At 71.3% G+C, this 17,282-nt stretch carries 16 protein-coding genes; 4 read left to right on the top strand and 12 right to left on the bottom strand.

Translation table 11 applies throughout. The features are described 5' to 3' along the window. Positions 1 to 42 precede the first annotated feature (42 nt). From ACOBQU_RS00330 to ACOBQU_RS00320, 3 genes are all read right to left on the bottom strand, one after another. Positions 43 to 1,836, bottom strand: coding sequence for an AMP-binding protein (locus tag ACOBQU_RS00330; RefSeq protein WP_423623511.1), 1,794 nt, complete (start codon positions 1,834 to 1,836; stop codon positions 43 to 45). 254 nt (positions 1,837 to 2,090) lie between these two features. Continuing rightward, complete coding sequence (locus ACOBQU_RS00325; RefSeq protein WP_423634171.1) at positions 2,091 to 3,149, bottom strand: type III polyketide synthase; 1,059 nt, start codon at positions 3,147 to 3,149, stop codon at positions 2,091 to 2,093. Between the two features lie 156 nt (positions 3,150 to 3,305). Continuing rightward, entirely contained in the window at positions 3,306 to 3,593 is a 288-nt protein-coding gene (locus ACOBQU_RS00320; RefSeq protein WP_423623509.1) for an acyl carrier protein, read from the bottom strand. A gap of 326 nt (positions 3,594 to 3,919) precedes the next feature. Between ACOBQU_RS00320 and ACOBQU_RS00315 the strand changes: the two genes are divergently transcribed. Continuing rightward, positions 3,920 to 4,069: a hypothetical protein gene (locus ACOBQU_RS00315; RefSeq protein WP_423623507.1), complete on the top strand. Its 150-nt coding sequence runs from the start codon at positions 3,920 to 3,922 to the stop codon at positions 4,067 to 4,069. Positions 4,070 to 4,076: 7 nt separating this feature from the next. Here the strand turns inward: ACOBQU_RS00315 and ACOBQU_RS00310 are convergent, their stop codons facing one another. After that, the gene (locus ACOBQU_RS00310; RefSeq protein WP_423623506.1) at positions 4,077 to 5,321 is read right to left on the bottom strand and encodes a TolB family protein; all 1,245 of its coding nucleotides are present in this window, start codon (positions 5,319 to 5,321) and stop codon (positions 4,077 to 4,079) included. Positions 5,322 to 5,746: 425 nt separating this feature from the next. Here ACOBQU_RS00310 and ACOBQU_RS00305 point away from each other — a divergent pair, with 425 nt between their 5' ends. After that, entirely contained in the window at positions 5,747 to 6,220 is a 474-nt protein-coding gene (locus ACOBQU_RS00305) for a CbrC family protein (RefSeq protein ID WP_423623504.1), read from the top strand. Between the two features lie 233 nt (positions 6,221 to 6,453). After that, complete coding sequence (locus tag ACOBQU_RS00300) at positions 6,454 to 7,251, top strand: dienelactone hydrolase family protein (protein WP_423623503.1); 798 nt, start codon at positions 6,454 to 6,456, stop codon at positions 7,249 to 7,251. A gap of 527 nt (positions 7,252 to 7,778) precedes the next feature. Here the strand turns inward: ACOBQU_RS00300 and ACOBQU_RS00295 are convergent. The 4 genes from ACOBQU_RS00295 to ACOBQU_RS00280 form a co-directional block, all read right to left on the bottom strand. After that, positions 7,779 to 8,423, bottom strand: coding sequence for a fasciclin domain-containing protein (locus ACOBQU_RS00295; RefSeq protein WP_423623502.1), 645 nt, complete (start codon positions 8,421 to 8,423; stop codon positions 7,779 to 7,781). A 74-nt stretch (positions 8,424 to 8,497) separates the two neighbouring features. After that, positions 8,498 to 10,105, bottom strand: a complete 1,608-nt coding sequence (locus tag ACOBQU_RS00290) for a molybdopterin-dependent oxidoreductase (protein WP_423623500.1) — start codon at positions 10,103 to 10,105, stop codon at positions 8,498 to 8,500. Between the two features lie 557 nt (positions 10,106 to 10,662). Then, positions 10,663 to 11,406 (bottom strand): anti-sigma factor, encoded by a 744-nt coding sequence (locus ACOBQU_RS00285; RefSeq protein WP_423623498.1) that lies wholly within the window; start codon positions 11,404 to 11,406, stop codon positions 10,663 to 10,665. Continuing rightward, positions 11,403 to 11,993: a sigma-70 family RNA polymerase sigma factor gene (locus tag ACOBQU_RS00280; protein WP_423623496.1), complete on the bottom strand. Its 591-nt coding sequence runs from the start codon at positions 11,991 to 11,993 to the stop codon at positions 11,403 to 11,405. The genes ACOBQU_RS00285 and ACOBQU_RS00280 overlap by 4 nt, the downstream gene beginning before the upstream one ends. An 849-nt stretch (positions 11,994 to 12,842) precedes the next feature. Here ACOBQU_RS00280 and ACOBQU_RS00275 point away from each other — a divergent pair. Further along, complete coding sequence (locus ACOBQU_RS00275; RefSeq protein WP_423623495.1) at positions 12,843 to 13,088, top strand: hypothetical protein; 246 nt, start codon at positions 12,843 to 12,845, stop codon at positions 13,086 to 13,088. A 112-nt stretch (positions 13,089 to 13,200) separates the two neighbouring features. Here ACOBQU_RS00275 and ACOBQU_RS00270 read toward each other — a convergent pair whose 3' ends face one another. From ACOBQU_RS00270 to ACOBQU_RS00255, 4 genes are all read right to left on the bottom strand, one after another. Continuing rightward, on the bottom strand, positions 13,201 to 14,334 hold the full coding sequence (locus ACOBQU_RS00270; protein ID WP_423623494.1) for a serine hydrolase domain-containing protein: 1,134 nt from the start codon (positions 14,332 to 14,334) through the stop codon (positions 13,201 to 13,203). Between the two features lie 536 nt (positions 14,335 to 14,870). Continuing rightward, positions 14,871 to 15,362 carry a hypothetical protein gene (locus ACOBQU_RS00265; RefSeq protein WP_423623493.1) on the bottom strand — a complete coding sequence of 164 codons (492 nt, stop codon included), beginning with the start codon at positions 15,360 to 15,362 and terminating at the stop codon, positions 14,871 to 14,873. A gap of 516 nt (positions 15,363 to 15,878) precedes the next feature. Further along, the gene (locus tag ACOBQU_RS00260; protein ID WP_423623491.1) at positions 15,879 to 16,013 is read right to left on the bottom strand and encodes a hypothetical protein; all 135 of its coding nucleotides are present in this window, start codon (positions 16,011 to 16,013) and stop codon (positions 15,879 to 15,881) included. Positions 16,014 to 16,275: 262 nt separating this feature from the next. Next, entirely contained in the window at positions 16,276 to 17,190 is a 915-nt protein-coding gene (locus ACOBQU_RS00255; RefSeq protein ID WP_423623489.1) for an NmrA/HSCARG family protein, read from the bottom strand. Between the last annotated feature and the right edge of the window lie 92 nt (positions 17,191 to 17,282).

The raw sequence follows: 17,282 nt of genomic DNA, 5'->3' as shown, positions 1-17,282 counted from the left end.
GCGCGGCCCGTAACCGGGGTGCGGCAGACGCGCACCGCCTTCTCATCGCGACGTCGCGGGCGAAGCGCGGCAAGGCTGCCTTATCGTCCGGGACGGCTGGCAAGGGGGCGAGCGGAGGTTCGCCTGCCCCCGTCGGCCGGTGCGGGGAGGCTCCAGCGGCTGGTCCAGTTCCCCGGCCATCGCCAGCGCGGTGATGCGCGCCCGCTGGAGCTTTCCGCTCGGTGTCTTCGGCAGCCTGCCGAGCGGCAGCAGCCACACCTGATCCGGCCGCAGCCCGGTGCGTTCCGCGATCGCGCGTTCCACGGCGGCGGCCAGGGCGCGGCTGCGCTCCGGATCATGAGCGCCGGGACTCTCCGCCAGGACGAGGAGGGACTCGGTGCCCTTGTGGGGGTGCGGTACTCCGACTGCGGCGACCCCGCCCTGCCGGATGCCGGGGACCTCCGTGGCGGCGGCCTCCAGGGAGTACGGCAGGTAGTTCCGGCCGCCGATGATGATGAGGTCCTTGACGCGGCCCGTCACGAACAGGTCGCCGTCGGCGTAGAAGCCGAGATCGCCGATGTCGAGCCCGTCCGCACGCAGCGACGGGTCGCCCGCGCCGTTCGCCGTCAGATACCGCTCGGTGAGCGAAGGACCGCTGATGATCAGCCGTCCTTGTCGGCGCTCGGGCAGCTCGGTGCCGTCGGGGCCCTCCACCCGCACCTCGTAGCCGGGCAGTGGCCGTCCCACCGCGGTGACCTCCATGGCGTCGGGGTCACCGCGCTCGACCGCCACCACGGCGTCCGTGTCGGCCAGAGCGCTACGGCTGATGTGCAGCACCCGCGGCGGACGACCCGGCTCGGACAGCGTCACGGCGACGCCGACCTCGGCCATGCCGTAGCAGGGCTGCATGGCATGAGGTGCGAACCCCAAGGGGCCCATGCGCCGCTGCCACAGGTCCAGGGTGTCGGAGCGGACGGCCTCCGCGCCGTTGTACGCCACCCGCCAGGAGCTCAGATCGAGCCCGGCCAGCGCTGCGTCGGAGGCCCGGGACGCGCACAGGTGGTACGCGAAGTTCGGAGCGGGGGACAGGGTGCCACGGTAGTGGCTGATGGCCTGCGGCCACCGCTCGGGGCGGAAGGCGAAGGAGAGCGGCGGCATCAGAACGACGGGCACTTCGTGCAGGAACGTGGAGAAGACCGTACCCACCAGGCCCATGTCGTGGTGCAGCGGCAGCCAGCCGACCATCAAGTCGGACCGCAGATAGGGCGTGTGCCGGGCGATGGCCACGGCGTTGGCGTACAGCTGCCGGTGCGTGATGACGACGGCCTTGGCGTCCCCCGTGGTACCCGAGGTGAACTGCAGGTACGCGGGTGCGTCCGCGTCGACGGAGGCCGGGCTGAGCGGCGCGTGCTCGGGTGCCGCCGTCTGGTAGGGGGGTGCGAGCACCGGGACACCGAGGTCGGCCCCCATGCGCTCCACGGCTGCTGAGGTGTCCGAGCCCGTGATCAGGGCGCGTGGGGCGGCCACCGCGGCCATGTGCCGAAAGCGCTCGCCCCACACCGTTGCCCGCGCCTCGCTGAGGGGCGGCTCCACGACGAAAGGCACGGCTCCCAGCAGCATGCTGCCGAACAGGGCGGCGATCGCATCGGCTCCGGTGTCCGCGCACAGCGCGACGGCGTCACCAGCGCCGACGCCCAGGGCCTTGAGACCGCCTGCCGCCTTGCAGGCCCGCTCCCACAGCTCGCCGACGGTCAGCCGGGTGACGTCCCCCGCGCGGTCGTGGACGTAAGCGACGACCTGGTCGGGATCGCGCCTGCGACGTCCCGCGAGCGCGGCGCCGACGGTGGCCTCCGGCACGATGCACGCGGGTGGGCCGCCCGGTTGCCAATGTGCTCTGTCGGGATGTACCGGTCGCTCGGCTGACGGTGGCGTTTCCATATCTCGGACTTCTTCCTGGTGTGACGTGACGCCGCACCCAGCTGGGCGGCGCACTGCCGGACGGGGGCGGGACGGTGCCGGACGGTGGCGCACACTGGATGCCCGCGTGCCCGCGTGCTCAGTGAGGGCAGGCCGCTCTCCGAGGAGAGGCGGCGGCTGGAGCGCGGCGCCGGTCAGAAACGCACCAGGGCCGACTCCATGGTCAGCCCTGGACCGAACGCCATCAGCACGCCGAATTCCCCCGCGCGGGGCGCCTGACCGTGCCGTCCGGAGAGCAGCTGCTCCAGGATGAGCAGAATGGTGGCGGATGAGCAGTTGCCGCGGCTGGCCAGCACGTGCCGTGACGCGGCGAGATGCGCTTCGGTGAGTTCCAGGCGCGCCCCGATCAGATCGATGATCTTCGGGCCGCCGGGGTGGATGCCCCACTGACTGACGTCCTGCCGACGCAACCCCACGGGCCGCAACAGGTTCTCCACGAAGGTCTCGACAGCCCCGGCCAGGATCGCGGGGACGTACGCGGACAGCGTCATACGGAACGCGTCGTCCCGCACGCGCCAGGTCATGGCCTCGGGCGTGGCGTAGTGGGTCTCGGTGTGCGTGCGCACGATCGCGGGGCCGACGCCGTCGTCGGCGCCGAGCAGCACAGCGGCGGCCCCGTCGCCGAACAGGCTGTGCACCACGACCTGTTCCTTCGTCATCTCGGGCCGCACGTGCACGGAGCAGACCTCGCAGCAGCTGACGATCGCCAGCTCACCGGGGCGGGCCGCCACCGAGTCCAGGCCCACCTTGAGCGCGTTGAACGCCGCGTAGCACCCCATGTGCCCGACGAACGTACGCCGCAGATGGACCGGCAGTCCGAACCGCTTGGCGAGCAGCATCTCCGGGGTGGGCCCCGCGTACCCGGTGCAACTGGCCATCGTGAAGGAGCCGATGTCGGCGGCGTCGACGCCCTTGAGCAGCGCACCGACCGTCTCCGCGCCCAAGGCGAGCACATGCTCCTCCCACCCGTCCATGCGCTGCTGCATCCCCGGCGTGGCAGGGCCCGTGAAGTGCTCGCGTGGATCCCACGCCAGATATCGGGTGTGTACCTGGGAGGCTTTGAAGATCTTCTCGGCGTCGGGCACATCGCGGTAGAAGTCGGCGTAGAAAGTCGTGTACAGGTCGTCCTGACTGACGGGCAGGCCCGGGTGTCCAGTGCTCAAGCCCAGAATCTTGGCACCCGTGGTCGGCATCATGCGTGCTCCGGTGAGGTTGCGGGACGCCGCGCACCACTGAGTGTGGCGGAAAATGCGCCCCTTGAGTGGAATGCGAGTATCAGATCGATCGGAAAAAAGAGCCGCGTGTGATGCGGAAAGCGAACGAAAGGACAGGAGGAATGGTGGGGCTCCTCACGCCTCCCTCGCTTCGGGGTCGGCCTCGGGCCGCGTCGTCAGAACCGCGACGAGTGATCCCAGATGGTCCATGCCAGGGGTGCTCGCCCTGAGGAGCCAGGCATTCATGTCGAAGTCGGGGTAGTCGGCGGTAATACGTGCGGAGAGTTCCACGAGATCCATGGAGTCCATGCCCAGCTCCGCGGTGAGGGAAGCCTCTGGTGTAATGGCGGCTGGCTCCAAGGACGGCCTGATGGCCGCGATGTGTTCGGTCACGATATGCAATGCGTTGCTGTTGGTCGACATTACCCCTGCCGGATTCCGTGCACTGAACGAAGGCCGATGACTGACCGGTGTCTGAGGAAATCCCGGTCGGCGGGCCTCTTGATATGGCCGTACAACTTGCTGCTCCTAGCGGGGACTTGACGCTGCTACCCATCCCGGTGGATATGGCCGGTTCCAGCACGACGGCTCGACGCAGCCACCTTGATCCAACGACCCCGCGGCACCCACGTCACGCGCCCGGTGACCGCCAGCGACGTCACCGGATCGGAGCAGGGGAACGTCGCTGGGGGTCCGATGCGCACCAGGGCCATGAGGCCTCACGAACGCGTACTGCGAGCAGGCAGACCGTGGCGTCCGCGCCTGAACCGCCCCGCCGCCGCGCCGACGGCCGCACCGGGCGGAGGACGCGGGAATCCGTGCTGACCGCCGACGGCATCGGCGGAGCCGCGATCCGGCCGAGCGGCGGGCGCCGACCACTGCGCGGCAGCGGGAACTGACACGCACCTACGGCACCGTGCGCACCAAGATGTCCTGTCGGCGGTTGGTGTCGCCCGGGACGAAGGAGTCATCGCCAGCGAAGATGACCCTCCGCGCGCGGGCGTCCATCTTCGCTTGTCGGGCTATCGCGGGCTTCCCGTCCATGTTGGGCGAGACCATGACGGTGACGCCGGTCCGCAGATCACGGATGTACGCGGCGTACACATTGCGGACGGGGGAGGCGTAGAGCAGCAGCTTCGAGCCGTCGGCGGAGATGCCCCGCGTGGAGGGCCCGGGCGGGAGGCCGTCGACCCGGGTGAGCTTCCCGGTGCGCAGGTCGCGTACGAACGGGTCGGGGCCCTCCGGGTCCTCGCCGGGCAGCAGGTTGGAGGCGGCGGAGTCGAAGACGGCGGCGGAGCCGTCGAAGCTGAGCGCCGGGTTGTAGGCGGGGCGGTTGGCGGGGCTGCCGTCGTGGGTGGTGTCGACCTGGGTCCAGGCGCCGGTGAGGCGGTCGTAGACGTACACGTCGCCCCAGTCGTAGTTGGCCGAGGTGTCGAAGCGTTCGTACTGGTAGGCGACCTTCGTGCCATCGCCGCTCAGCGACGGCCAGCCGACTGCGGAGAACTTGCTGCCGGGAGTGTCGGCGAAGCTGACGCGCTCGGTGCGCCGGGCCCGCAGGTCGCGGACGTAGACGGCCGACGGCCCGCTGTGGGGGTGCTCGTTGCGGGTGAGGAAGGCGACGGTGCGGCCGTCCGCGGACAGCGAGGGCGACTCGCCGCCCGTGTGCCCCGCATCGAGCTCCACACCGGCACGTTCGGTGTGGCCGGTCCTCAAGTCCCGGACGAACACGTTGTCCTCGTCACCGTACTGCGCGTAGGCCAGATAGCGGCCGTCCGCGCTGAGCGCCGGTTCGTGTATCACGTTCCCCGGGGGCGTCTCGACGCGCTGGACCGTGCCGTGTCGCAGATCCCGCACGAATATGTCGGCCTTGCCGTTGGTGTCGCCGGGGACGAGGTTGGTGGCCTCCGAGAGGAAGGCGGCGACGTCGCCGTCGGCACTGATGACGGGGGAGTGCGACGCGCCGTCGGCCGGGCCTCCGTCGGCGGCGAAACTGATCAGTTGGGTGGTCCCCAGGGCGGGGCCCCGGGACCCGTGCGCGGGCGTGGCGACGGCCGCGGGCAGGGCCGCGGCCGTGAGTAAGACAGCGAGGACACCCCCGCCCACCGCCCGGCTGGCCGCGCTGCGTCTCTTCTTCCGCTTGGCTCCCGCCATGCTGTCTCCCAAGAAGGCGTGCGCCCCGGCCCGATGCCAGGGCCCACGCGGGATGCAAGCGCACCCCGCACCTCAGGTCAATCAGACGGAACGCGTATGGCTGGACGCTCTGTCAAACGTCCGCAGGTGTCCGGCAGCATGCCGCGCTGCGCAGCGGGCCTTGTTCGTCGAGGGACACCTGACATGTCCGATGGACTCGTTCACGGACCGAAGCGTACGGACAGCCCTCCGGTCACCGTACGGACCACCGGACACGCTGAATGAGACACCATCACCACAGGGCGCCGATCGTCCAGTCCGAAGTCCGAAGAACGTGTTTGCTCGAGGGCGTGCGCCTCCGCGAACACGCCCTCAGCCTGTCCTCCATGCTCCGGGGGAGGGGCCGCGCTGACGGCCGTTCGTGTTGATGGTCACGGTCATGGGCTGTGACTGAGCCGCTTCCTGAGTTCCCGTACCACCCTGACCCCGTCGCTACGGGCGTGGTCGTGCCCTCTGGCGCGGCCTGCACGTGCTGTGGACGGGAGCGCGGGTATGTCTACCAGGGCCCGGTCTACGCCGCCGACGAACTCGGGGGCCGACTGTGTCCGTGGTGCATCGCGGACGGCAGTGCCGCCGAGCGGTTCGACGCTCATGTCACTTCGGGAGCGTGCCGGGGTGACGACGTGTCCCTGGAGGTCTTCGCAGCGGTCGACCGCCGCACTCCGGACTTCACCGCGCGGCAGGAACCCCAGTGGTTCTTCCACTGCGCCGAGGGTGCCGTCTTCCTGGGCCGGTCGGGTCCGCCGAACTCACGGCCCACCCGGAGGCGCTGGAGATGCTTCGGCGAGAGGCGAGCGGATGGGGCTGGCCGCTGGTCGGTCTGTTCCCGCCGTTCGTCGTCGCGTCCGGCGCCCCGATAGCGCGCCGCCCGTGCCGCGCGCCTGCCCGCGGGCCGCCTGCCCGCGGGCCGCTCGGTGTCGCTTCCGGCGGAGGGGCGTGCCGCAGCCCGCTCCTGCGACGGCCCGTACTGCATAGGGGCACAAGGGGCATGAGGGGCACCTGGGAAGAGGCGGAAGCGAGGGTCAGGCACGGCGTTCTGCCAGTGGCAGAGCACGGACCGATCCGGGCTCGGCGATCACTACAGTCCAGTCTCATGACGACGATCACGACGCGTACGGTCGAGTACGCGGCCGACGGTGTGACGATGGTCGGGCACCTCGCGCTCCCCGCCGGTGTCGACCGCCGACCCGCGGTGCTGCTCGGGCCGGAGGGCATGGGACTCAGCGATGTCGAGCGCCGCCGGGCCGACGCCCTCGCCGAGCTGGGGTACGTGGCGCTGGCCTTCGACCTTCACGGCGGGCGCTACGTGAGCGACCCCGAGGAGATGCTGGCCCGTTGCCTGCCGCTGCTCGCCGACCCCGGCCGGATGCGGGGCATCGGCCATGCGGCACTCGACGTGCTGCGCGCCGAACCGCGCACCGACCCCGACCGGATCGCCGCCGTCGGCTACGGCACCGGAGGCGCCATCGGGCTGGAACTCGGCCGCGACGGCGTCAACCTGCGCGCGATCGGGACGGTCAACGGGCTGACCACGGGCCGACCCGGCGAGGCGGCGCGCATTCGCTGCCCGGTGTGGGCCGGGGTCGGGTCGGAAGACCCGATCATGCCGCCCGCGCAGCGGGACGCGTTCACCGCCGAGATGCAGTCTGCGGGCGTCGACTGGCGCCTCACGGTCTACGGCGGTGCCTTGCACGCCTTCCACCACCCGCCAGTTGACCACCCCACGGTCCCCGGCGTCGGCCACCACCCACAGCACGCGCGGCGCGCCTGGCGCGACGTCGTCGACCTGCTCGCCGAGTGCTTGCCCGTGATGGAGGGCCTGGAGGCAGCGGACCCGCTCCCGAAGCTGCCCGGATCGCCACGCAGACCCGAAGGAGAAGTGCGCCCCTGACGTGCGGGGCGTTCCCAGGCCCACCGCAGTCGGATCAGGGACACCGAGCGCGCGATGGAGACGCTTCCACAATGTGGTGCCCTGCCCGATCACCCGGCCGCTGCTTACGGCTTGGGAACAGTGCCGGGCACGGCGCCGCCTTGGCGGCGTCGCAGTGGGCGAACCGGGAGAAGTGCGCCCAGCAGGCGTCTTGGTCCAGCAGCCGGTACTTCCGGGAGAAGCCCGAGCTGAACACGCCTCCCCTGGAGGTGGAGCGGTTGGCGGGTGGCGCCCGCAGCTCACTGACGGCACCGCCCGCAGCTCACTGACGGCACGCGGACGCCGGTAGGTGGCGGGGACAGATGGGAGGACCGCTCCCATCGGGTGACACGTCGTCGACGGGCCGGAGCCATCCAGTACGGCATGCCTCCCAGCCCTGGCACGTTCGGCGACTCGGGCTCAACCTTGCTGAACCCTTGTGGACGACGTCTGATCCGAGCGGCTGCCCATGGAGGGCCTCTCACGGCCAGCCGCTCGGGTCCCCGAGGTCACATCTTGGGCATCAGGACGGTGTCGACGATGTAGACGGTGGCATTGGCGGTGGGGACGTTGCCACAGACGACCTTGGAGGTGTCGTTGACGGTGTAGGACTCGCCGGATCCCGCTGTGCTGAGCTTGCTCTTCTCAAGCGTCTCGAAGGAGCCGCTCTCCAACTGCTGTGGAGTGAGCTTCTGGCCCACGACGTGGTAGGTCAGGGTCTTGGTGAGTGTCGCCTTGTCGTTCAGGACCCTGTCGAGGTCGGCCTTGGGGATCTTGGCGAAGGCGTCGTTGGCCGGGGCGAACACCGTGATGTTCTTGGCGTTGTTGAGGGTGTCGACCAGCCCCGCCTTCTTCACCGCCGACACCAGGGTGGACAGGGCGGGGTTGTGGGAGGCCGCGGTGGCGACCGGGTCCTTGGCCATGCCGTCGAAGCTGCCCGCACCGTCCTTCGGAACGGAGGCGCAAGCCGGACCGAACGGACCAGCCATCGGGTCTGCGGTCGGCTTCTCTTCGGCACTCCTGGTCGCCTCACGGGTCTTGTCCGCCGCCTGTTCGCCGCTGTCACTGTCCGAGCAGGCGGCCAGGGACAGCGGCAGGACAAGGGCGGCGGTCGCGGCCACAGTGATGCGGCGCAGGCGGACGGTGGGGTTCATGGTGGTTCTCCTTCGGCAGGGGGCCCGGATTGCCAGGCCTGTTGTGGAGGGGTGTGGGGGGCAAGGGCGCGGGGTCAGGTCACGTTGACCACCACCGCATGCCTGCCGGAAGCGCCGTCCGGAATCGTCCGGGTGCGCTTGTCGGTCTGCGTGTAGCCGGTGCCGTCGGTCGCGCGGACCTGGAGGGTGTGGGAGCCGGGGGTGGCGGGCCACTCCCAGCTCCACTGCCGCCAGGTGTCCAAGGGGCCTTCGTCCGCCAGGCGGGCGTCCCGCCAGGGCCCGTCGTCGACACGGACCTCGACGCGGTCGATGCCCTTGTGCTGAGCCCAGGCCACCCCGGCCACGACGACCGTCCCGGACCTGGGCCGGGCGAAGGGCTTGGGGGTGTCGATACGGGACTGGGTCTTGACGGGTGCCTCGCGGGCCCAGTCGCGCTTGACCCAGTAGGCGTCGTACTCGTCGAACGTGGTCAGTTCGAGGTCCTGGAGCCACTTGCAGGCCGACACGTATCCGTACAGGCCGGGCACCAGCATCCGGACCGGGAAGCCGTGCTCGAAGGGCAACGGCTCGCCGTTCATCCCGACGGCCAGCATGGCGTCCCGGCCGTCCATGACGGTCTCGACCGGGCTGCCGAGCGTCATGCCGTCGACGGACCGGGCGACAAGCTGGTCGGCGGGGCCGCCCTGGGACGGCGGCCGCACGCCAGCTTCTTCGAGCAGCTTCCGCAGCGGTACGCCAAGCCAGCGGGCGGAGCCCACGTAAGGACCGCCGACTTCGTTGGAGACGCAGGTCATGGTGATGTCGCGCTCGATCAGGTCCCGGCCCAACAAGTCGGCGAAGCCGACGTCGAGAGGGGAGCCGACTCCCTTGCCGTGCACGCGAAGCCGCCAGCGGTCCGCGTCCAGGCGGGGCACGGCCAAGGCGGTGTCCACGCGGTAGAAGTCCCGGTTCGGCGTGGTGAACGGAGCCACCCCCGGCACCCCCACCTGTACGCCGCGCGGCAGTTGAGGCGCCGACGAGGCGGGAGCGGGAAGGCGGACCGCCGAGCGGGACGCCGCGGCACGGGCCGCCGCCGTGGCGTTGAGGTGCCGACTGAGCAGGCCGACCCCGGTCGACGCGGCCGCGACACCGGCCGTGGCCAGGATGAAGGGGCGGCGGCCCATGGGCCTGCCGGATCCGTCAGTGGCCCGCCCGGCATCCCCACCGCCGTCGTTCGGAGCTGCCGGGGAGAGAGCGAGCCCGGACAGGCAGAAGAGAACCGCGGCTCCGGCGAGCGCGCCGACCAGCGACGGCACGGCATCGAGCGTGCTGGTCGAGTCGGGCCTGCCCGTAGCGGCGACCGCTCCGATCACGCCGAACACCAGCGTTCCGGCAGCGGCGACTCGTCGGTGACGCAGGGCCAGCAGCCCCATGGCCACGGCGAACGCGGCGAGCGCCGTGAGGATACCGAGCCGCAGGACGAGTTTGTCGTCGGTCCCGAACTGGCGGATCGCCCAGTCCTTGACCGCGGACGGGGTCCGGTCGATCACCGCTCCGCCGACCGCGGTCACCGGACCGGCCTCCGGCCGGACGGCCACGGCGACCACTTCCGCGACGGTCAGGGCCGCGTAACCGGCCACGAGACCGCTCAGCGCGGCCGACGCGCCCTTCACTGCAGTAGTCCTTGGTGTCCTCACACCCATGATTCGAAGCTGCTCGGGAAACGGCTTGCCCGTTCACCCGATCGGATCACTACTCCTGGCGTTCACGCAGGTCACGCCCGCCCTAGGTGACCGCAGCGCCACCCTCCCCGGGGAACAGGTGCGGAGGGCCGCCCGCAGACCGGATGAAGGCGCGCGGGGAAGAACGACGGCGCGCGCTGCGGGCGGGCAGCCGACACCGCACCACGGTGATGGGCGGCGCCATAGCGGGCCTGACCGCCGTCCGCGTCCTCGGCCCCGCACACGACGTCGCTCCGCAGGCGGCGGACGGACCGGATCAGCGGCCAGGCGCACCCCCAGAACGCCGCGGCCTCCAGCAGGAAGGCGCGCCAGGTGGACACCGGATGCTGTGCCGTCGGACGCTTCCCCGACCGCCCTGCTGTTAGACCGCCGTGGGCCGGGTGCCGGCCAGCAACGCCACGAACCGGCGACGACGGCTCCATGCCCTTGAGGCGTACGTCGTCACGCTGGACGCCGACCGCAGGTCCCGCTGCGCCGGTTGCCCGCGACCACACGGAGCGCCCGTCGCGGTCCTGCTCCTAGGCAGGGAAGGGCATGAGACCGAGGGGAGCCGTCGTGGGCTGCTCGGAGCCACCTGCTGGCTCAACGGTGACGCCCATGCCGGAGGCGTTGCCCAGAGGGCCGTCGAGCAGAGTCGCGCTGCTCGTGTCCGGGTCGCGCACAAGACCGGCCGCCCGCATCTTCCCTCCGTCGTCGAACCACAGCTGGTAGACCTTGCCGTCCGGCAGTGCGGGCAGCTTCGAGGCGAGGAAGGCGGCGCGGTCCATGGACCGCGACACCACGACGGTGCCGGTCGCCCCGTCCGTGAGCTTGCCGGTGCTGGTCCGCGCGTCGGGCGCCGCGAGCACGGCGGTCAGCTCGGCGGCCTGCTCACGGGTCTGGCGGGCCTGATCCTGTGCGTCCTGGGCCGACCGGTACTGCCACACGGCCACTCCGCCAAGGGTCACGGCCGCCGCGAGGCAGGCCGCGAGCGCCATTCGAGGCAGGGCTCGGGCCCACCGGCCCGCCCGCCCGCGCACCGAGGTCCGCGGCGGCTCCTGGCGCACCGTGGCGATCCTCCGCAGCACCTGCTCCCGCAGATGAACCGGCGGCGCGGCGGCGACCGCGAGGCCCAGGCGCTCCGCGGTGGCGGCCAGCTCCCGCACTTCCTGGGCGCAGGGGTCGCAGGCGGCCAGGTGCCGCTCGAATCGCGCGCGCTCGGCGGGCCCCAGGGCGTGCAGGACGTAGGCGCCGGTGGCGGTGTGCAGGTCCGCGGTGGTCATACGGACACCCCCAGGCAGTCGCGCAGCCGGATCAGACCGTCACGCAGGCGGGTCTTGACGGTGCCCAGCGGCAGCGTCAAGAGCTGGGTCACCTCGCGATAGGTCAGGCCCCGGTAGTACGCGAGGGTCACCGCCTCCCGCTGCAGTGCCGTGAGGGCGCCCAGACAGCGGCGGACGCGCTGCTGTTCCAGCCGCGTCTCGACCTGCTCGGCCACCTCGTCGTACGCGGGCAACTGGTCCAGCAGCGCCGCCTTGTGCTCGCGTGCGGCACCGGTCTGGGCCGAACGCACTCGGTCCACCGCCCGCCGGTGCGCCAGAGTCATCACCCAGGTCATGGCGCTTCCCTTCTCGGGCCGGAACCGGGCAGCCGTACGCCAGACCTCCACCAGGACCTCCTGCGTCACCTCCTCGGACTGCGCCGGGTCCCGCAGCACGCTGCGCACCAGGCCGAGGACCGGCCCGCACACCGCGTCATAGACCGCGGTGAAGGCGTCCTGATCACCTCGGGCCACCTTCACCAGCCGGGCATCCAGGTCAGGGACCGGACCGAGCGGCGAAGTGGAATCGGCATTCCGCGTCGGCCTCATGCGACTGCCTCGTCGACCATCTGGAGCCTTCCTCGTCACGTGGCGGCCCCGGTCCGGGGCTGGACACCATGCGGTGATCGCCGTTTCACCGGTGATTCGGAGCCCGGACGACCTTGGATTGGTCCGCGCGGAAGACCGATGCGACCTTCTCGAACGGGTCTACCGCGCCTTGGTTCAGCACGCATGCCGAGGGCGGCCGTCGGCCCGGCTGGTTCGCGCCGCCACCGCGGGCTCCGCCCAGGCGCGAGGGCCGGTCGTACGGTGCCGGTCGCCGATACGTCGCGCAGCGGCAGTCTGCCCGTCCCGCGCCCGCCTGGGCGACCGCTGGCTTGAGCACGGTGGAGCCACTGCTCCGGGCGCACGTGTTCCAGCCGGGGGAGCCTGCGGGTACGGGAGCGCCACGCTCGCTTTGAAGTCGCCGGGGCCGCCCGGCCCGGCGCCGCGTGCACCCCTCTGGGCCCGCTGTCGTGCGCTTCGCTGTCCGTCGACGGGGCGAGGAGGAGGGACCGTATGGAGTTCCGGCCGGTCGAGCGGGTCTCGGGAGCGTTTCAGCAATCGTTGCCTGCTGAGGAGGTCGAAGCGGTCTGCCACCGGGCCTTCGGCGGCGATGCGGCGGCCGAGTCGGTGGCCGGTCTGGGCCATGCCATGTGGAGCAGCGCGGTGATCGAGTCGCTCGGGGAGAGCGCCGCCGACCCTGGACAGCGTTTGGGCTGGGCTCCGCGGACGTGCGCAAGGCCGCGGCCGTGGCTGCCCCTGACCGCGCGGTGCTTGACGAGGTCACGGGGCCCAGGCTGCTGACCGGGGACTTGCGGGCGATCAACGGCCTGCTGCTCTCCCAGGCCCCGGCCGGTGATCACCGGAGTGAGGGACTTCGACCGCACGGAGTTCGGGGACGCACAGCCGGACCGGACGCTCTGGACGGCGGCGATCACGCAGGATGAGCGAGAGGCGTGCCGGGAGCCCTACGGCGCGCTGGAGCGCTCCCCGGCGGCCAGGTGGCGGGCCAGGACCTGCCAGGCCCGCCACCTGGCCGCGATCCGCCTTGAGCGCCACCGGCTCGCCAAGCCCAACGAGGCGATCGGCAGAGCTAGCTAAGAGGCGATGAGCCGAGGCCCTGTGCGCCGCCCGTTCCCACTGACCGAGCGTTTCACCGGGCGCGGATGCGTCACGGGCACGGCCCGGGGCCTCGGGCAGCGCCCTGTTCGGGTCAGCCGAGCGCGCGGACCACCGACCACAGCAGGCCCACGTTCTCCAGTGCCGCGCCGCCTGGGTAGGCATGGCGGCGGCGGGTGTAGGCGTACGCGTAGCCCTGGCGCGGATCGGCGAAGGCGAGCGAGCCCGCGGCGCCGCTGTGGCCGAAGGCACCGGCGGCGACGGAGTCGAAGTTTCCCGTGATGGTGTTGAAGCCCAGGCCGAACTGCTTCACGGAGTCGCTGACCAAGTCGGTGCCCGCGGAGTGGACGCGGGCGAACTCGGCGGCGGTGTCCGGTTCCAGGAGCGGATGGTCGCCGTTCAGCCCGAACGCGGCCGCCGCGTACATCCCGGCCAGCCCGCGCGCGGTGCCGATACCGCCGCACGACGCCTGGCCCTTCGCGCGCACCAGGCGCGCGTTCACGAAGTCCTGGAGTTCAACGGCGTCGGGCGCGTGCTCGTTGAACGCGATGCCGCCCAGGCTGTACTTGCTGTACGGAGCGGCGTCGATCTCGGCCTGCTGCTCGGGGGTCGTCAGCATCGGCAGCGTGGACAAGAAGCGCGGCTCCTCGGACTCCGGCAGGCCCAGCCACAGGTCCAGACCGTACGGAGCGCGGATCCGCTCCTCGTACCACTCCTGCAGCGTGCGCCCCGTCGCCCGGACGATCACCTCGCCGACCAGCGCTCCGATCACATAGCCGTGGTAGCCGAAGAACTGCCCCGGCTGCCAGAACGGGCGCTGCTCGGCCAGCAGCCGCGCGATCACCCGGTCGTCGGCCAGCTCCTCGAGCGTGAAGCCGCGGTCGAGGCCGACCACACCGGCCCGGTGCGCGAGCACCTCGCGCAGAGTGATCGCCCCCTTGCCCTTGGCGGCGAACTCCGGCCAGTACGAAGCCACGGTGCGGTCCAGATCGAGGACGCCGTCCTGCACCAGCAGCGCACACACCAGGGCCATCGCGCCCTTGGTGGACGAGAAGACCCCGAGCAGCGCGTCGCCCGTCACACCCGCCGACCACACATCCACGACCCGCTCGCCGCCCCGGTACACGACCAACTGCGCGCCCGGATCGTTCTCCTCGCGCTCCAAGAACGCGGCGAACTCCTCCCGTACGCCCTCGAAACCGGCGGCCACCGTGCCGTGGACTGCCATGAACCCTCCCGAACTGCCTTACGGATCTTGTGCGTGCCAGAACTGTACGATCGCTGCGCCACACGTGCCGCGTCGGTCGCGGCGGATCCTTCCAGCTCCGCTGACTTGTCCTGCCGGGGAAGCCCGCCCGCGAAGGGGTGCACCTGTTGCCGCACATCGAGTTCGACATTCCGTTCCCGTTGACGGACACGAGGTGCGTCGCTGCTTCCCGCGACGGCCTGTGCAGCGGGGAGGCCACTCGCTGGACCAGACACTGGCCCGCGCGCGGCGCCGTAGCCGACCTGGAGCGTGAGTTCGCGCGGACCGAGGAACCGGTCAGGAGAGGGGACGTCGGCGCTCCGTCACCTCCACAGACCGGGACGCCTTCCTGGCTGGCGCCGCCCATGCCGCCCGCCTCCGGACCGCCGTGCCGCCGGAGGACGGCCACTGCCGGGCAGGGGCCGCCGCGGCTGGTTCCGTCGGCGGCGCGGAGAAAGGGTCCTGGCCCGTGGGCCGGAGGCGATTCTGCGGGTCTGTTCCTTCGCTGGCGGTGTCGCCTATACCGGGTATACCGGGCTGCGAACGTAGCGGCCAGCGACGTCCACGAAAGCATCATGCGCGGCCACCGCGGCCAAGCGTGCCGATGTCAGCCCGTCCCTGGTGGACCACGCGCCGTGCATCTCGTACGTCAGCGCGATCATGCGGTCTGCGGCGGCGCGCACGCCCTGATCCTCGATGAGGACGCGCAGCGTGGTCAGCGGATGAGCGACCAGAGCGCGGGTGTCATGCCCCCTGGTGCGCAGGTCAGCGATCCGCTCGTCGCTGGCGCGCTGGAGAACGGCGTCTCCCCGCTTCCAGATCGCTGTGCGGTGGGTGCTGACCGTACAAGCCAGCTCCGTGACCGCCCTGAGCTGTTCGCGGCGGATGGTCGCGTCGTGGGTGGCGCGCACCGCGCGCTCCGCGGCGCGCTCCTGGAACCGGCCGCTGACGACCGAACCCAGCAGGGTGGCGACGATCGCCACGGCGGCAGTGATGAGCGTCGTTAACATGGGCGCAGTCCCTCCGCGGCAGAATCACGGCCGGAACACAGAGCCTGCAGATGGGAAGGGAGCTCCGGCCCGCCCGATACCGGCATGCTCCGCCCCTCTGACCTGTCCCGCAAAGGCGCACAGACACGGCGCGCGGGAGCACCCGGAAGCTCTCCGCATCACCGCTGACGGGCCACTGCGCAAAGGGCTGTGGAGGCGGAGTGTCGGGTGGGCACCGCCACGCAACTGCATCAGGACGTGACGGCTGAGGCATGAGAGCGGGTGCACGAGTGGACTGCGGCAGGACGCCGCTGCTCATGTACGTGTCGAAGCCGCGGCCCTCGTCGGTGCTACGGCCGTCGCGGCGACGCTATCGCGACCGGCCTCACGACCTGGCTAGGGCAGGAGCAGCCGCCGCCCCCCTTCCGTGGCCGCGCCCCCACGCCCGAGAACCCATGACCCCTGCCGTGACCCACACCCCGCACCGAAGCCGCCGCTGTGGGAGCGCGCTGGATGCCGGGAAGCCGCAACGCTTCGCTAGCGGCCTCCTCGTCTCGTACCGAGCACGGTCACGGCGGCGCTCAGCAGGCCCACCGGTACCGACGGGTCGTCGACCGGGACCACTCCGCAGAACACCCAGCTGACCGCGACGAACACCAGCGACGCGACCATCTATCTGTCCCGCAGCGGGGACCGGGTGCGGGCCACCACGCTCAGCCACCACATCCATCCGGCCAGCACGCAGAACAGCACGGCCATCAGCGGCAGCAGCACGGGCGGCGCCCACCGCGCGAGGTCGCCGTGGGGCAGCTCCTACCCGGCGAGATAGCCGACCCGCCCCTGCCACACAGAGATGCCCGGGCAAGGCCACCCCAACTTCTCACCTCAGCCCGCCCCGACGGGCGCTGCCGAGCCTCCCAGTGCCGGATACGCCCTAGTCGGCCACGGGCGTCAGCTGCTCATCCGCCCACTCGGCGAAGGTGGTGACCGGGATACCCAACTTCCGGGCGAACTCGGGCCGGGCGGGCTGGAGGACCGCGTTGTTCCACTCGTGTCCGGCTCCCCACGGCGGCATGCCCGCCTCCAGGGCCTCTTCCAGGCTCATGGAGGGTGCGGTCACGGGCACGCCCCAGGCGGCGGACAAGGTTCGCACGATCTGCTCCATCGTGCGCAGGTCACCGGCCAGTTCCAGTTCCACCTGGTGGAACCGGGCGGGGTCTCGAAGGGCGTGCGCCGCAGCCGCGCCGATGTCCCGCACGGCCACCAGGGCCAGTTCGGTCCCCGGCTTCAGTACCGTCAGCAGTCCGCCGCGCGGCCCCTTGGGGGCCAGTAGGGGCAGGTTCTCCATGAAGAAGGCGGGCTTGATCACCGTCCAGTGGGCAAATCCCGCACCACGCACCGCCTCCATGATCGCCTGCTTGGTGTGGAAGTAGTCCGCCATCGCCGCCCAGCGGCCCTCGGCCCAGCCTGTGACCCGGGTGTGCTCACCGACTCCACTGGTCGAGGACTGCACGAACTGCCGTACTCCCTCAGTCTTCGCCGCGTCCACCAGGTTCATGGCCTGGGCGAGTTCGCCCGCGAAGTCCACGCTGGTCTCGGTCATGGGCGGCCGCTGCACCGAGAACACCGCGCGGACCCCATCGACCGCCGGGCCGAGGGAGGCCCGATCGGAGAGATCCGCCCGCACCAGCTCGGCACCCAGCGCCTCGATCGCTTGGGCGGACTTCGACCGCGGATCGCGTACGAGTGCGCGTACGGGCACCTCGGCGGCCAGGAGTGCGCGGGCCGTGGCCCCGCCTTGCTGGCCGGTGGCACCGGTGACCAGGACGGTATCGCTGTCGATGGGCATGGTTGCTGCTCCTCACGGACCGGAGAGCGAAAACGGCGGGGCCCGCCGTTTTGCCTGCCGGTACGATATGGCGGGGCCCGCCGTTTAGCAAT

It is taken from the genome of Streptomyces sp. G45 (assembly GCF_049542095.1).
Lineage (GTDB): Bacteria > Actinomycetota > Actinomycetes > Streptomycetales > Streptomycetaceae > Streptomyces.
This window is presented reverse-complemented; position numbering and strand designations above follow the sequence as displayed.

What these genes read in the sequence shown, in the direction of transcription:
- ACOBQU_RS00325 (WP_423634171.1), bottom strand. Translation starts at nt 3,149, where the DNA reads ATGCCGACCACGGGTGCCAAGATTCTGGGCTTGAGCACTGGACACCCG.
- ACOBQU_RS00320 (WP_423623509.1), bottom strand. Translation starts at nt 3,593, where the DNA reads ATGTCGACCAACAGCAACGCATTGCATATCGTGACCGAACACATCGCG.
- ACOBQU_RS00310 (WP_423623506.1), bottom strand. Translation starts at nt 5,321, where the DNA reads ATGGCGGGAGCCAAGCGGAAGAAGAGACGCAGCGCGGCCAGCCGGGCG.
- ACOBQU_RS00300 (WP_423623503.1), top strand. Translation starts at nt 6,454, where the DNA reads ATGACGACGATCACGACGCGTACGGTCGAGTACGCGGCCGACGGTGTG.
- ACOBQU_RS00295 (WP_423623502.1), bottom strand. Translation starts at nt 8,423, where the DNA reads ATGAACCCCACCGTCCGCCTGCGCCGCATCACTGTGGCCGCGACCGCC.
- ACOBQU_RS00290 (WP_423623500.1), bottom strand. Translation starts at nt 10,105, where the DNA reads ATGGGTGTGAGGACACCAAGGACTACTGCAGTGAAGGGCGCGTCGGCC.
- ACOBQU_RS00285 (WP_423623498.1), bottom strand. Translation starts at nt 11,406, where the DNA reads ATGACCACCGCGGACCTGCACACCGCCACCGGCGCCTACGTCCTGCAC.
- ACOBQU_RS00280 (WP_423623496.1), bottom strand. Translation starts at nt 11,993, where the DNA reads ATGAGGCCGACGCGGAATGCCGATTCCACTTCGCCGCTCGGTCCGGTC.
- ACOBQU_RS00270 (WP_423623494.1), bottom strand. Translation starts at nt 14,334, where the DNA reads ATGGCAGTCCACGGCACGGTGGCCGCCGGTTTCGAGGGCGTACGGGAG.
- ACOBQU_RS00265 (WP_423623493.1), bottom strand. Translation starts at nt 15,362, where the DNA reads ATGTTAACGACGCTCATCACTGCCGCCGTGGCGATCGTCGCCACCCTG.
- ACOBQU_RS00260 (WP_423623491.1), bottom strand. Translation starts at nt 16,013, where the DNA reads ATGGTCGCGTCGCTGGTGTTCGTCGCGGTCAGCTGGGTGTTCTGCGGA.
- ACOBQU_RS00255 (WP_423623489.1), bottom strand. Translation starts at nt 17,190, where the DNA reads ATGCCCATCGACAGCGATACCGTCCTGGTCACCGGTGCCACCGGCCAG.